At 61.4% G+C, this 15,168-nt stretch carries 13 protein-coding genes; 3 read left to right on the forward strand and 10 right to left on the reverse strand.

Annotated features, from left to right (window positions below; genetic code table 11):
* The 7 genes from ABI660_RS03320 to ABI660_RS03350 form a co-directional block, all read right to left on the reverse strand.
* A complete protein-coding gene (locus tag ABI660_RS03320) occupies positions 1-1,203 on the reverse strand; it encodes a type II secretion system F family protein (RefSeq protein WP_348064923.1) in 1,203 nt (400 codons plus the stop codon).
* A complete protein-coding gene (locus ABI660_RS03325) occupies positions 1,203-2,918 on the reverse strand; it encodes a GspE/PulE family protein (RefSeq protein WP_348064925.1) in 1,716 nt (571 codons plus the stop codon). The genes ABI660_RS03320 and ABI660_RS03325 overlap by 1 nt, the downstream gene beginning before the upstream one ends.
* The gene (locus ABI660_RS03330) at positions 2,915-4,618 is read right to left on the reverse strand and encodes a tetratricopeptide repeat protein (protein ID WP_348064927.1); all 1,704 of its coding nucleotides are present in this window, start codon (positions 4,616-4,618) and stop codon (positions 2,915-2,917) included. Before ABI660_RS03330 ends, ABI660_RS03325 begins: the two co-directional genes overlap by 4 nt.
* Positions 4,615-6,411, reverse strand: a complete 1,797-nt coding sequence (gene mshL / locus ABI660_RS03335; RefSeq protein WP_348064929.1) for a pilus (MSHA type) biogenesis protein MshL — start codon at positions 6,409-6,411, stop codon at positions 4,615-4,617. Before mshL ends, ABI660_RS03330 begins: the two co-directional genes overlap by 4 nt.
* Positions 6,408-7,967, reverse strand: coding sequence for an AAA family ATPase (locus ABI660_RS03340; protein WP_348064931.1), 1,560 nt, complete (start codon positions 7,965-7,967; stop codon positions 6,408-6,410). The genes mshL and ABI660_RS03340 overlap by 4 nt, the downstream gene beginning before the upstream one ends.
* Before the next feature lie 535 nt (positions 7,968-8,502).
* Positions 8,503-9,141: a CoA transferase subunit B gene (locus ABI660_RS03345; protein WP_348064933.1), complete on the reverse strand. Its 639-nt coding sequence runs from the start codon at positions 9,139-9,141 to the stop codon at positions 8,503-8,505.
* Between the two features lie 11 nt (positions 9,142-9,152).
* Positions 9,153-9,857: a CoA transferase subunit A gene (locus ABI660_RS03350; RefSeq protein ID WP_348064935.1), complete on the reverse strand. Its 705-nt coding sequence runs from the start codon at positions 9,855-9,857 to the stop codon at positions 9,153-9,155.
* Positions 9,858-9,962: 105 nt separating this feature from the next.
* Here ABI660_RS03350 and ABI660_RS03355 point away from each other — a divergent pair, with 105 nt between their 5' ends.
* On the forward strand, positions 9,963-10,517 hold the full coding sequence (locus ABI660_RS03355; protein WP_348064937.1) for a PAS and helix-turn-helix domain-containing protein: 555 nt from the start codon (positions 9,963-9,965) through the stop codon (positions 10,515-10,517).
* A 34-nt stretch (positions 10,518-10,551) separates the two neighbouring features.
* Here the strand turns inward: ABI660_RS03355 and ABI660_RS03360 are convergent, their stop codons facing one another.
* Together ABI660_RS03360 and ABI660_RS03365 are read right to left on the reverse strand one after the other, a co-directional pair.
* A complete protein-coding gene (locus ABI660_RS03360) occupies positions 10,552-10,911 on the reverse strand; it encodes an HPF/RaiA family ribosome-associated protein (protein ID WP_348064939.1) in 360 nt (119 codons plus the stop codon).
* Positions 10,912-11,206: 295 nt separating this feature from the next.
* Positions 11,207-11,584, reverse strand: coding sequence for a carboxymuconolactone decarboxylase family protein (locus ABI660_RS03365; RefSeq protein WP_348064941.1), 378 nt, complete (start codon positions 11,582-11,584; stop codon positions 11,207-11,209).
* 197 nt (positions 11,585-11,781) lie between these two features.
* Here ABI660_RS03365 and katG point away from each other — a divergent pair, with 197 nt between their 5' ends.
* Positions 11,782-13,968, forward strand: coding sequence for a catalase/peroxidase HPI (katG, locus tag ABI660_RS03370; protein ID WP_348064943.1), 2,187 nt, complete (start codon positions 11,782-11,784; stop codon positions 13,966-13,968).
* A gap of 123 nt (positions 13,969-14,091) precedes the next feature.
* Positions 14,092-14,667, forward strand: a complete 576-nt coding sequence (locus tag ABI660_RS03375) for a peroxidase-related enzyme (RefSeq protein WP_348064945.1) — start codon at positions 14,092-14,094, stop codon at positions 14,665-14,667.
* Between the two features lie 69 nt (positions 14,668-14,736).
* On the opposite strand, the gene ABI660_RS03380 is transcribed toward ABI660_RS03375, so the two are convergent.
* Positions 14,737-15,156: an acyl-CoA thioesterase gene (locus ABI660_RS03380; protein ID WP_348064947.1), complete on the reverse strand. Its 420-nt coding sequence runs from the start codon at positions 15,154-15,156 to the stop codon at positions 14,737-14,739.
* Between the last annotated feature and the right edge of the window lie 12 nt (positions 15,157-15,168).

Below are 15,168 nucleotides of genomic sequence, written 5' to 3' on the forward strand. Positions count from 1 at the left end.
CTAGAACTTGACCTTGGAGATCAGGTCGTAGATCGGCAGCATCACAGACGACATGATCCACATGATCATGCCACCCAGAAACACTGTGAGCACCGGCTGGATCAGGCCCTGCAATTTTTCAATCGCGTCGTTGACTTCACGCGTGTAGAAATAGCTGACGTTGTCGAGCGCCTTGTCCAGCCCGCCGGTGGTTTCACCGACACGGATCATGCGCACCACCAGCGCCGGAAACAGCGTGGTTGCGGCAAACGCATCCGACACTTTTTGCCCTTGTGAAATGCTTCGGGCCGCACTGTTGATCGCCTTGCGAAACGCGGCGTTGGTCGACAGGGTTTCGCAAAAACCCATAGCGTCCAGCACCGAGACCCCACTGCGGTACATCAGGCCGAACGACTTGGCAAATCGCGCCATGATGATTTTTTTGAGGATGGGACCAAGCAGCGGAAAACTCAGCTTCCAGCCATCCACCCACAGCCTGGCCTCGGGTGAAACACGCACAGCAGTAGTCCAGGTGATGGCTACCAGCGCAATCGCAAGCGGTATGGTGTACCAATAGTTCTGCAGAAACCCGGAGAATGCGACAAGCGCGCGCGTCTGGATGGGAATGGTTCCACCCAGGTTCTTGATGAACGGGATCAGCTGCGGTACCAGGTAAACCATCAAAAAACCGACAGCCCCCAGCACGATGGTGCCGGCAAACACAGGGTACATCAGCAGCTTCTTCGTCTGCGTGGCAATCTCGTCCGACCACTTCAGGCTTTCCACCAGTTCAGCGAGCACCTCAGGCAATTTGCCGGTGGCTTCGCCGGTACGGATCAGGCTGATGTTGACCTTGTCGATGCCCGCTGGAGATTGCTCCAGCGCATCCGACAGGCTGGCACCGCCCTCGATGCGGTCTACCAGGTCAGAAATGAAACGCCGCACACTCGGCGTGTCGGCGGAATCGCGCAAATCGATCAGAGACTCGAACAAGGGCACACCGGCCTGGCTGAGCGTCTGCATGTGGATGAAGATGTTGATTAGCTCCTTGCTCTCGAGCTTCTTGCTCGCAAACATGGTTGCCGCGCGAACCGGCTTGGCCTGCAGCAATTCGAGTTGCATGCGCCCGAGGCGGGCCTCCAGGTCTGATTCACTGGTGGCCGACTGCCGGCCGGAGATGGTCCGTCCTTCAGCGGTAACGGCGCGGTAGCTGAATTCAAGCATCAGGTACCCACGCGCGTCAGGTCAACCACGCGGGCGACTTCCTCGAGCGAGGTGCTGCCAGCTTTCACACGGGCCAAGCCGTCTTCGGCCATGGTGGTGAAGCCATTGCTGCGCGCATAGGCCGATATCTCCGGCGTACGGGCATTGCGCGAGAGCAGGTCGTCCAGACCCATGTCAAAGCGCAGAAGTTCCATGATGCTGGTCCGGCCCTTGTAGCCCTGCCCTTTGCACTGCGGGCAGCCGACCGCCCGGTAAAGCGTCAGCGGGAGCTTGACCGGTGCGTCGAGCAGGGTTTTCTCGACATCACCCGCCTCATAAGACTCCTTGCATTCGGGGCACAACAGGCGCACCAGACGCTGCGCCACGATGCCTATCAGGTTACCGGTCATCACGCTGGCAGGTATGCCGAGATCCAATAAACGCGCAATGGCCAGTACCGCCGAGTTGGCATGCAGGGTTGAAAACACCTGGTGGCCGGTCATGGCGGCGCGAAACGCCATCTCTGCCGTTTCATGGTCGCGAATCTCGCCCACCAGGATGATGTCCGGATCCTGCCGCATCATGGAGCGGATGCCGTTGGCAAAATCCATCTTCGGGTTGTCCGCGGCGGAGGCCTGCCGGATGCGGGCCATTGGGTATTCCACCGGGTCTTCCAACGTCATGATGTTGACGCTTTCGGTGTTCATCTCGTTGAGGATGGAATACAGCGTGGTGGTCTTGCCGCTGCCGGTTGGCCCGGTCACCAGGATGATGCCGTAGGGCCGCGCCAGCATCATGCGCAGCGTGTTCATGCGCGCTTCGGGCAGACCCATCTTGTCCATGGGCACAATGGATTTGCGCCGGTCCAGCACCCGCAGCACAAAATTCTCGCCGTGAATCGTCGGCTGCGCAGCGGCCCGAAAATCAACGTCGTGGCCGCGGATCACCATCGAGATGCGGCCGTCCTGGGGTGCGCGGGTTTCTGCAATGTCCATGCCCGACAGCACCTTGAGCCGGACGGAGAGCGCCGGCCAGTACTGCTTGTGCAACACCCGCACCTGCCGTAGCACGCCGTCAATGCGGTAACGAATCCGTAAAAAACCCTCTTCGGGTTCGAAGTGAAGATCGGAGGCGCCTTCGTGCACAGCATCGGCGAGCAGCGCGTCAATCAGCCGAACGATGGGGTGCGCGAATGCCTCGATACCCCGCATCGACAAGGCATCATCATCCATTCGGCCGGTACGCAGCCCCTTGAGGATGTCGTCTATCGACAGCGCATAGCCGTAGAAGCGGTCAATCGCCGCCTTGATATCGGCCTTGGACGCCAGACGCCATGCCAGCGAAATGTCCACCGGCACCACAGACCGGCACTGGTCCATGGCCACGACGTCGTTGGTGTCGCTGATGGCCACTGTCAGTTTGCGGCTGTCTGCATCGAAGCCGACCGGGAACACATCGTAGCTTTGTGCCAGTGTTTTCGGGATCAGCTTGATGGCCACGTCGTCGGGCACCATGTCGCTGAGCTTGATGGCCTCAGTCGCGCTGGCCGCGGCCATGATGGCCGTCAGGTCGTCGATCGACAACATGCCCAGGCTGACCAGGATGTCACCGAAGGAGCCGCCGCGCTTTTCGCGCTCCGTCCAGGCAATTTCGGCCTGGTCCTGCGTGATCAGGCCGCTACGCTCAAGTTCAAGATAGAACGTTGTGGGGTTGTAGATATCGAGCTTGGTGCTCACCTGGCGGCCCTCAGCGCAGCCAGCCGGGTCCGCGCGTTCAACTCGTCAAACCCTGCAGCCTTCCCCTGCGCGAGCCCGAGGGCTGTTTCGTAATACTGGGCCGCAAGGCTGGACTTGCGCATGTGATCAAGCGCAACCGCCAGGTTGTACGCGAACTGCGGCTCTTTCGGAGCCAGCGCGTGTGCCTTGAAAAACAGCGGTTGCGCTTCAGACCAGCGCTGCTCGCCCGACAACACCAGCGCTAGCGCGTGGTTCAGGTCGGCTTCCTGCGGCGAACGGGCCAGCAGTTCGCGCAGGCGCGACTCCTGCTGCGGCTCACCGGCGGCCCGGCTAAGGTTGCTCACACCAGCCAAAGCCGTGGCGTTCTGTGGCTCCAGGCGCAGCACCCGCCGGTAGGCGTCCATCGCCGGTTCAAGCTGGTTGTTTGAATGCGCGATGACCGCCAGGCCAAGCCAGGCATCGCGCTGCGTGGCATCGGCCTTGAGAACTTCGCGGTACAGGCGCGCCGCTTCGACGGTGTTTCCCGACTGGTAAGCCGCATACGCCGAATCCATGAGCGATCCGGGTCTGGCCGTGCTGCTTGGCGGGGGCGAAGAGGCGACACTAGCGGCCACCGGCCCCTGAATGCGCGCGGGCCGGCTTCTCGATGCCGGGCTACGGGCAGGTTTATTGACCACCACGCGAGTAGGCGCATCTGCTGCAGGGGTTCGCGAAGGTGGCACAGATTGAACAACGGGAGAGGCAGGCGCAGCCTCGGGCGGCGACACCGGAACGGCTTCGGGAAGCGCAGCGGCCGGTGCCACCACGGGAGCAGCAGGTTCAGGTTCAGCCGGCGACGCAGGGGGTGCGGACAAGGCCGGTGTGTTGACCGCCACCAGGTTGCTCGAAGAGCCAAACATGGCGTCACCAAACAGCAGGAAGGCCATGATGGGCAATGCAAGCAGCAGTGCGATGATCCCTAGCACCCATTGGCGTCGCCGCTGCGGCCGAAGATCGGTGGCCTTGCCCGTTTTTTTGCCTGCCATGACGCCTGCCGCAGACAGTGCCTGGCGAGGCGTGGTCACAGGTGCCAGCGGCGGCGTTGGCACAGACTGTTTTTCGGCCGGCCTGGCAACTGCAGTGCCTGCGGGCCTGGAGTGGCCCTCGGATGGTTTGTCTGTCATCCCGCGTGCCGCCGGCCTGAGCGGGCCAGGACCGCTGGCCGCCGCACCGGATGCAGGCCTTTTGGACGAAACCGGATTGGCGACCAACGCCCCCCAATTGGAACTTGAGTCCTCCCACGCCGGCCTGTCGTAGCGGCCATAGGGACTGGATGCCTTGCGCGGCGCCAGAGATGCTGGTACCACGACCTCCGGCAAAGGTGTATCTTCTGCTGGCAGTTCGAAATCCAGAAAACTGGCATCGGACGCCGGTCGCAGGCCCGCAGGCCCCGGCGTGGCTGCCATGTCCAATTGAACAGCTTCCTGCGCTTGCGCTGCAGGTTGTGGCACCGGTGCCGGTTCTGCTTTCGGTACCGGCTCCAGTGCCACGTCTGTTTGCGCTTCCAGCGTGAGTTCGGCAAGGGGTGCAGCCTGCTCTGCAGCGGCAGCGGAATCCGACTGCGCGAGATCAGGTGCGGCCGCGGGCGTTTCGGCGTCCGCCAGCTTGCGTTTTTTTGAATCCTGCTCGGCCCGCCTGAGCGCATCCAGCAAAAGACTCATTGCCGCCGCCCCACCGGCACCGGTGTGCCAATCGACAACTGGCTACGGATAAAGGATGCATCGCCATCAATGCTGGAGTCACGCAATATGGTCGGCCGCAAAAAAATCACCAACTCGCTTTTGTTGGACTGGTTGCTGCGCAGCTTGAACAACTCCCCGACCACGGGAACGTCGCCCACACCGGGAATCTGGTCAGTCGCGTTGTTCCGGTCGTCCTGCATCAGTCCGCCCAGCACCGCCGTCTCGCCGTCGCGAACTTTCATGATCGATTCGAATTCGCGGGTTTGAATTTCCGGAATGCGGTTGGTGATGCCGGCCTGCGCCAGCGCGGGGCTGGGGTCATTCGCGTAGCTGGTGATGCGCGATACCGAGGGCCGCAAGTTCAGTGTGATCTCGTTGTCGTCGCCGACCTGCGCCGTCACATTCATCAGAAAGCCGACCGGCACCGTGTTGATGGTGGTGGTGTACACAGCAGCGACGGCGGCGACGCCGGGCGACGCTGGCGTGCCGGGCGTCACCGAAATCGTGAAATAGACCTTGTTGTCCACCACCTTGAGCAGTGCGGCCTGGTTGTTCATGACACTGACTTTGGGACTGGACAGAACGCGCGTCTTTCCAAATGATTCAAGCAGGCGAACCGCCGCCCCAATGTCAGTCTTGCTACCGGTTCTGGACGCTACAAACTGGCCCAGAAAGGGCGGGTTCACTCCGGTCGACAAGGCGGTCCCGCCGCCCGGCAACATTCCCAGCGCGAGGGCCGTCCCTCCAGGGGCGACCGCGTTACGGATCACCGCCCAGTTGATGCCTTGCTGATAATCGCTGGTTAACGCGACTTCCACAATCGTGGCTTCAATCAGCACCTGCCGCCGCGCGTTGCCGACCACCTGGTCCAAAAACTCACGCACGCGCGCATGTTGCTTGCCTGTCGCACGCACGCTGATGACGCCGGTTTCGGGGTTGGCGATCACCGACGCGGCTTCCCGGTAAAGCGGCTGCGCGGCGGCCACAGGAGCGGGTGCCGCGGCAGCCGCGGTGAGTGTGCGCGACGCCGCACCTGCGGCGCCCGGCGCTGACGAAACAGCTGCAGCAGGTGCCGGCGCAACAGCAGCCGCAACCGGCGCGGTTGCTACCGCCGGATCAATCACCTTGTCGGTTTCGCGTAGCAGGTCGCGGATGTTATCGGTCAGCGTGGGCCAAAAACGATTGTTCGAGGTGTTGCGAATCGATGCCGAAGAAGAATTGCCGGTGCCCGAAGCCGTGCCCTGCCCCGTGGTGGCGACCTGTGACTCTGAGCCCGTGCTGCTGGACGAATCACGCGTGATGTTCGGATAGTCGACCTTGTACAAGCGAAGGAAAGGCGAATCAGGCAATACAAACAGGTTTTTTCCTTCCAGCTCATAACGCATGTCGACCTGGCGCGCGACGCGGTCGAGCAACTCGTGGATGGTCTGGTCCAGCGCGTTGAGGGTCACGTTGCCCGTGATACTCGGATGAATATCGAGGTTGAGTTTGGCATCGCGCGCCAGAGCAAACAGCAGCGTCTGCGCACTGACATTGCTGACCACCACGCTGTAGGTTTCCTGGGGCACGACCGCGCGGGGCGCCGGCAGGCGCGGCGCGCCGGCCGACAGCGCGGGAATAACGGCTGCATCCACGACGGGCTGTGCCAGTGGCGGAATCTGGCCAGGCTCCTGTGCCAGATGGCCTTTCAAGAGCGGCGGCGGTGGCGTGGCACAACCGGCGAGCATGACGCCGGCCAGCACCATTTGCCAGAAAGGGCGTGGAGTGTTCAAGGGGCGGGTTCCTTCCGGATGGCGTCCAGGCTGCGTACGACCGGGCTGTAGCGCCGGATTGCTGCAGGAGAAGATTGTATGAATTCGAGCGCGTCCAGGCGACTCTCGAAATGCCCGGCATAGAGGGCATGAAACACCTGGCGCTGGTAAAGCCGGTTGTGAACGAACACCGGCACATCGGCCTGCCCAGAACCGTCCAGCGCCCCTTGCACTTCTTTGGCCACTGCCAGCACCTCGGTCTCCCGGGGTGCCCGCTGCGAAAGCACTTGGACAGTGAAACCTTTGCTGGAGGAATTGGCCATGAATTCGTCTGTCACCCGCATGCGCAAGGCCAGGGAACTGTCCCGCAACTTCTGGGCTAGACTGGATTCGCCTGTTGTATTTGTCGCAGCCACGACAGGCTGGAGTCCATTAACTGCGGGTGTCCCGACCTCGAGCACTGCCGTGGGAGCCACTGCTTGAGCTGGGGGTGACGCCGGAACGGGGACAACCCGTGCGGCAACCTGGGAGGCTGGCGGTGGCAAGACGGCCGGCACGGCTGGCACCGCACCCACGCTGGCACTCGTCACCGGCTGGGTCGCTGCTACCCGTTCATGCCTTTCCGCGCCCCGTCCACTTCCCACAACGTAACCTACGCCCAAGGCCGCCATCAGGCCAAGACCAGCCGCCGCATATCTTCGCAACAGTCCTGTAGAACCTGCCTTCATGTCCGCGTGCGCCGCTAACGGCAGGCGCCTTGTCTTGGGCACGCTGTCGCTCGCGGCGCGGCGCACCTGTTCGAGGCCGACCTGGGGGACGCCTTCCGCGTACGCGGCAAGCATGGATTTATCGGCGAGCATGTTGAGCTTGCGGGTACGGCCTTCAGACGCCTGAACCAGCAGACGCATCGCGGCAGCATCAAACAGCTCGCCACCTTTCCAGCCAGCCTTGTGAAGCCGGAACATCAGGTAAGCCGAAGCCTCCGGGGCGGTAAGGGGCTGCAACTCAAAGCGGTGGCTGATCCGGTCCTTGACTTGCCGTAGTTGCGGCGCGTCGAGCAGTTCGTCGAGTTCAGGCTGCCCGAACAGCACAATTTTGAGCAGCTTGTTCTGGGTGGTCTCCAGATTGGACAGAAGCCGGATTTCTTCCAGCGTGGTCGCCGGCATGCTGTGCGCCTCGTCAATCACCACGACAACGCGCCGCCCCTGCGAATAACGCGCGATCAGCTCGGCCTCGAGCGCTGCAAGCATGTGCGCCCGGTTGCCTTGGGGCGGCTCGGACATCAGGTCATGGGCAATGGCGCCCAGGATCTCGTCGCGATCAAAGACAGGGTTGGCGAGGTAGACCGTATCTGATGGTAGAGGGCGCAAACGCTCAAGGAGCATGCGGCTGAGCATGGTCTTGCCCATGCCAATTTCGCCTACGACGCTGACGATCCCTTCGTCATGCATGGACGCGACGACCAGCCCCTCCAGAATGTCGCCGCGCTGCCCCCCGGTGAAGAAGAGTCCTGTGTCTGGCGTAATCCGGAAGGGATCTGATGAAAGCTCGAAGTGGTCTAAATAAAGAACACTCATGTTTTCAAGTACTTGTTAAAGAATGTTCATGTCTTGCTTAACTCTTTTTGGAGGTGCAACCTGCCCCCGATTATGCGTTTGAACCGAAAAAAGCAATAGAATGTTACAAGTCGGTCTTAATACTGTTGCATTAAGGGAATAGTTTTCCCACCGGTGCCGCATCTTGCTGGTTACTGCTCCATTTGCCAGGAGCCTTCCGTCGTTTTGGATCTTCCAAAAGACGGGAAAACGGGAGGCCGAATTGAACGAACGCCCAATCATCCCTCCTGAAGCGTCCGCCCTGCCGCCTGGGCAGTGTGCAGACGAGTTTACGCGTGATGCTGGGGAAAGCAAATGTAGCGGCCAGCCACGCAGACGGGAAGCCGACGTGCCAGCAGCCCGGCAGCGCATCCAATTCAGGCTGGACAGTCTGCCCAGTCAGCTATGGGGCGAAAAGCGGGCGAAAAATGGACCGGCATGTGGTCGCTTTGCGGCCGGCGATCCTTCTGCCGCGCAGGCTCCTCGGGCCTGAAAAGGTCAGTGGCCCGCCAAGTTCTCAATGCAGCTTGCAACCGGTTCTGGCCTGCAGGGCTTCCATGGTCACGCCTGGCGCCAGTTCGATGACCTTGAGACCTTCCGGCGTGACGTCCATCACGGCGAGGTCGGTGATGATGCGGTCCACGACGCCGACCCCGGTCAGGGGCAAGGTACATTTTTCGAGGAGTTTCAGGTCCTCTGTACCGTCTTTTTTCTTCGCCACGTGTTCCATCAGCACGATCACGCGCTTGACGCCGGCGACCAGGTCCATCGCGCCGCCCATGCCCTTGATCATCTTGCCCGGAATCATCCAGTTGGCCAGATCGCCCTTCTCGCTCACCTGCATCGCGCCAAGGATGCTGAGGTTGATCTTGCCGCCGCGGATCATGGCAAAGCTGTCGTGGCTGCCAAAAATCGCCGACCCCTTGATGGTGGTCACGGTCTGCTTGCCGGCGTTGATCAGGTCGGCATCCACCTCGTCTTCATACGGAAAGGGGCCAATGCCCAGCATGCCGTTCTCGCTTTGCAGCCAGACCTCGATGTGGTCGGGCACGAAATTGGCCACCAGCGTCGGAATGCCGATGCCGAGGTTCACATAAAAACCGTCTTCCAGTTCCTGTGCCGCGCGTGCGGCCATTTGATCTTGGGTCCAAGCCATGTTCGTGCTCCTCAAACTTTACGGTCGCGGGTGGTGCGCTTTTCAATGCGCTTCTCGGGCGTGGGGTTGTGCACGATGCGGTGCACATAGATCCCGGGCAGGTGAATGTCGTCAGGCGCCAACTCGCCGGTGGCGACGATACGCTCCACCTCCACAATGCAGATCTTGCCCGCCATGGCTGCGGCCGGGTTGAAGTTGCGCGCCGTCAAGTTGAAGCGCAGGTTGCCCGAGCGGTCGGCGATGTCGGCCTTGACCAGCGCCACGTCAGGCACCAGGGAACGCTCCATCAAATAGGTTTCGCCATCAAACTCGCGCAATTCCTTGCCTTCCGCAACCAGGGTGCCCACACCGGTTTTCGTGAAAAACGCCGGAATGCCAGCGCCGCCGGCGCGCAGCTTTTCCGCCAGCGTGCCCTGCGGCGTGAACTCCAGCTCCAGTTCGCCGGCCAGGTATTGACGCTCGAACTCCTTGTTCTCGCCCACGTAGCTGGAAATCATTTTCTTGATCTGCCGTGTCTCAAGCAGCTTACCCAGGCCGAAGCCATCAATGCCTGCGTTGTTGGAGATCACGGTGAGGTTTTTGACCTGGCTGGCCTTCAGCGCTTCAATCAGCGCCTCGGGAATGCCGCACAGGCCGAAACCGCCCACGGCCATCAACTGGCCGTCCTTGACGACGCCCTTCAGGGCCTCGGCAGCGGAGGGAAAAAGTTTGTTCACAAAATCTCCTGGAGAACTTCAACACGAACTTTAAAAGCCTTACGATACTACTTATCAGCATACGTAGTTATCCCTAAAGTCAAACCCGCATTCCCGCATCGCACCATGGACATCGACTACCGCCTGGCCTTCGACATGGCCCCCGTGGGCCTGGTGCTTTCGCGAAACCGGTCCATTGTCGATTGCAACCAGCATGTATGCGAGATGTTCGGCGCCACACGCGAGCAGCTGACCGGGCAATCTTTCCAGATTCTCTACCCCAGCGCCGACGAGTACGAGCGAACAGGTGCGCGCATGCTGCCCATCCTCAATGCAAAAGGGCACTACGCGGACGACCGCATCATGAAGCGGGTCGATGGCCGGCTCAAGGGCGAAACCTTCTGGTGCCATGTCACCGGACGCGCCCTGAACCGTGCGGCACCCCACGAGTCCGGCATCTGGACCTTTGAAGACCTCAGCTCCCGCCGCCCCGTCAAGGCCGAACTCACCGCGCGCGAACGCGAGGTCGCCGCGCACCTGATGGACGGCCTGACCTCCAAGGAAATCGGCCGCGCGCTGGGGATCAGCCACCGCACGGTGGAAATTTACCGTGCCCGCCTGATGCGAAAGTACAAGGCGTCAACCACTGCCGACCTGGTGCACAAGCTGATGGAAGGCTGAAGCCCTCTTTGCTCCGGGCAGGCCTTCTCGGCCGTCAGGCGGCGTCCAGGTCCTCGACGCGGCGTATGGATTCGCGCGAGCGGTGGTCGCGCAATTTGTCCAGCGTGTGTTCAAGCAGCCGCTTGAGCTTGTCGCTGGCACCGCGGAAGGCCAAGTCCTGGCTGGGCGCATCGTGGTTTACGGCGACGGGTTCCTGATGGGCAAGCCGGGCTTCCATCGTGCAACGCATGTGGCCGTTGCTGGCCTTGTCACTGTTCTCCTCGCTCATATGCACTTCAATGCGGGTGATGTCGTCCTTGAAGCGGCGCAGGGATTCATTGAGCTCAGTAGTTGCCCAGCGCTCAAATGTTTCGCCGGTATGGATGGTGTGATTGGAATTGACCTGAATTTGCATGGTTATTTTTTCCTTTCAGACTGCAGCAGCGCACGGGCGACCGGTGCGCTGCCAGCAAGCCGCCGAAATGGCGGCCAGAAAATTCATTGTGCACCTGTAATCCGCGCTGGCTGTAGTCTTCGTTCGCATGCCCGGGTAAGGTCTGCGTTTATTGAAAGATGCAGCTGCACAGCATCTTTCTCACCGCATGCAGCCATGGGATGGACTTCCGGCGGCCCATGCAGCAGCTATCAATTCAATAGCTGCTCGCGCCCGCGGTTATTGGGCCAATGGCCAAAATGACTCTCATCCAGATTCAAACGCCCCTGGGGGCGTCTACCACTTCGGCCGCTGTGCGGAAAGCCTCCACCGCCGCGGGCAGGCCGCAATAGATGCTGGCGTGCAGCAGCACCTCCTGCAGTTCTTCAGGCGTCACGCCGTTGTTGAGTGCGCCGCGCACATGGCCCTTCAGCTCATGCTGCTTGCCAAGCGCCGTCAACATCGCCACCGTCACCAGGCTGCGCGTCTTCAGGTCCAGGCCCGGGCGCTGCCACACGTCGCCCCAGGCATTGCGCGTGATGTAGTGCTGGATGGGCGCCGAAAACGCAGAAGCCTTGTCAAAGGCACTGGCCACAAAATTCTCCCCCATCACCTGTTTGCGTGTGGCCAGGCCCTTTTCAAATGCCTCGTCCATGTGTGCCTCCCGAGATGAAACTGCCAGCATAACGCTGCACCTTCGCACCCGCCGGCGGTGGGTCGGAGCCGTTTCAGCCCGCTTAAGCTTATCGATACCGTCAGACTATCGATGGTATTGGAAACATTGAGTTGATCTATCAAGACCCTAAACCTAGACTTCGCTTGCCTCAACCTTTTGCCCCCAAGGAGAATCTCTTGTCCACAGAAACACAATGCCCTTTCGCGAGCGCAGCGCGCAAGTCCACGGCCGCCGGCACCCGATCCAATGCGGACTGGTGGCCCAACCAGCTCAATCTTCAGCTGCTGACCCAGCACTCCCCCCAGTCGGACCCGATGGGCGTGTCCTTCGACTACGCCAAAGAATTCAGGAGCCTGGACCTGCATGCCGTGGTCAGCGACCTGCATGCGCTGATGACTGATTCGCAGGACTGGTGGCCTGCCGACTACGGCCACTATGGCCCGCTTTTCGTTCGCATGGCGTGGCACAGCGCAGGTACCTACCGCATCGCCGACGGCCGTGGCGGTGCCGGCTCCGGTACCCAGCGCTTTGCCCCGCTCAACAGCTGGCCGGACAACGGCAACCTTGACAAGGCGCGCCGTCTGCTTTGGCCCATCAAACAGAAGTACGGCCGCAAAATCTCCTGGGCCGACCTGATGGTGCTGGCAGGCACCGTGGCCATGGATTCGATGGGTTTCAAAACCTTCGGATTCGCCGGCGGGCGGCCAGACGTGTGGGAGCCAGAGCACATCTACTGGGGGCCTGAGGCTGAGTGGATGGGCGACAAACGCTACACCGGCGACCGCGAACTCGAGAACCCGCTTGGCGCCGTCCAGATGGGCCTGATCTATGTGAACCCCGAGGGCCCGAATGGTCAGCCGGACCCGCTGGGCTCGGCGCGGGACATCCGCGAAACCTTCGCGCGCATGGCCATGAACGACGAGGAAACCGTCGCGCTCACTGCCGGTGGCCATACGTTCGGAAAGGCCCACGGCGCGGCCGACCCAGGTCAGTACGTCGGTGCCGAGCCCGAAGGCGGGAGCCTTGAGGACCAGGGCCTCGGCTGGATCAACAAATTCGGCGCGGGGCACGGCGTGCACACCGTCACCAGCGGCATCGAGGGTGCCTGGACCAAGAACCCTATCCAATGGGATAACGGTTACTTTGAGAACCTGTTCGGCTACGAGTGGGAACTGACCAAAAGCCCCGCAGGCGCCCACCAATGGAAGCCCAAAGACCCGGCTGCGGCCACCACGGTGCCAGATGCGCACGATCCCGCACGGCGCCATGCCCCGATGATGACCACCGCCGACATGGCCATGCGCATGGACCCCGCCTACGAAAAAATCTCGCGGCGCTTCATGGCAAATCCCCAGGAGTTTGCAGATGTCTTTGCCAAGGCCTGGTACAAGCTGACGCACCGTGACATGGGCCCCATCACGCGTTACCTGGGTCCCTTGGTGCCCAAGGACCAGTTGCTGTGGCAGGACCCGCTTCCGTCTGTGGACCATGAGCTGGTCGGCGAGCAGGACATTGCAGCCCTGAAGGCCGGCATCCTCGAATCCGGTCTGCCCATCTCCCAGCTGGTGAACACAGCGTGGGCTTCCGCCTCCACCTTCCGCGGCAGCGACAAGCGCGGCGGCGCCAACGGCGCACGCATCCGCCTGGCGCCGCAGAAAGACTGGGAGGCTAACCAGCCGGCCGATCTGGCCAAGGTACTGGCCGCCCTGGAGGCGATCCAGCAGAAGTTCAACGCTGCACAGTCCGGCAACAAGAAGGTTTCCCTGGCGGACCTGATCGTTCTGGGCGGCTGCGCCGCGGTGGAAGCAGCCGCCAGAAAGGGCGGGTACGAGGTGACGGTTCCGTTTTCTGCGGGGCGCACAGATGCATCCCAGGAGCAGACCGATGTGGCGTCCTTCGCCGTGCTCGAGCCCGCCGCAGACGGCTTTCGCAACTACAGCCGCGCCGGGCAGCATGGATCAGCAGCCGAACTGATGGTGGACCGCGCCAACCTGCTGACGCTGACAGCGCCAGAAATGACGGTGCTGGTCGGCGGCTTGCGCGCCCTCAGTGCCGGCGCCGGACACGGTGTTTTCACCCGGCGCCCCGGGACGTTGAGCAATGACTTCTTTGTGAACCTGCTCGACATGCGCACCAAATGGCAGAAGTCTGCGACATCGGAAGGCGTGCTGGAAGGACGTGACCGGGCAACAGGCGAAGTCAAGTGGACGGCAAGCGTGATCGATCTCGTCTTCGGTTCGAACTCGCAGCTTCGCGCCATCGCGGAGGTCTACGCGTGCAGCGACGCGCAAGAAGTTTTCGTGCGCGACTTCGTATCGGCCTGGACCAAGGTGATGAACCTGGATCGCTACGACCTGGCGTAATACACCGACGTTCAAACAGGAGGGCGACCACCGGCCGGAGACATCCGGGCCGGTGGTCGGGCTTTTTTTTCCATGCGTGCAAACGTATCATTGCCACACCAACCCGCAATGAGAGACAAGTCCATGACAAGCCGCTACCCTCTCCCCGACCTGAATACCGTCCCCGAAGACATCAAATCCAAAATCCTCGAAGTCCAGGAAAAAGCCGGGTTTGTGCCGAATGTGTTCCTGGCGCTGGCTCGCCGCCCCGCCGAATGGCGGGCATTCTTTGCCTACCACGACGCGCTGATGCTTAGGGAGGAGTCCAGCCTCACCAAGGGCGACCGCGAGATGATCGTCACCACCACCAGCGCGGCCAACCAATGCCTGTACTGCGTGGTGGCACACGGCGCGCTGCTGAGGATTTACGAGAAGAAGCCGCTGGTGGCCGACCAGGTGGCGGTGAACTACCGCAAGGCCGACATCACGCCGCGGCAGCGCGCCATGCTGGACTTTGCGATGAAGGTTTGCGAACGCTCGCACGAGGTCGCGGAAGCCGACTTTGCCGCGCTGCATGCGCACGGCTTCAACGACGAAGACATCTGGGACATCGCGGCCATCACCGCCTTTTTCGGGCTGTCCAACCGCATCGCCAGCTTCTCGAGCATGATGCCCAACCCCGAGTTCTACCTGATGGGCCGAGTACCCAAACAGAAATAGGAATCGATTAGCTATATATTTGCTAGCTGCTTACGCCCGTCCATCAAGGGCTGGAGGCCAATTTGACCATCAACTGACAATGATGCGCATCCAGTCCGGTAAGGTGGCGGCTTTCTGGGTGGGAAAGTCCACCCAGATCGTGGTGGCACCGCCAGCGGCATACATCACGCCGGACTGGTCCGCCCGCTCCATCGTGCCCCATGTCTCGAATGTCGTGCGGCCCGGGTCGCTGGCATACATCTTCACCCGCACGTCGCCGGGGTATTCGAGCTGCCTGTAGAAGTTGCAGAAGGCGTTGACGATGACCGGTCCCTCGCCTTTCGGGTCCGGCACGCAGCCGATGGAATACATCCAGTCGATGCGGGCCGTTTCAAGGTAGCGGAAATAGCTCGCATTGTTGACATGGCCCATAGCGTCCATGTCGCCCCAGCGGATGGGGATGTTCATTTCAAAAACCAGTTTTTTCTTCTCGGGTATTTCAATTTTCATGGTGCTGCCTGG

The organism is Polaromonas sp. (assembly GCF_039930745.1).
Classification (GTDB): Bacteria; Pseudomonadota; Gammaproteobacteria; order Burkholderiales; family Burkholderiaceae_C; genus Polaromonas.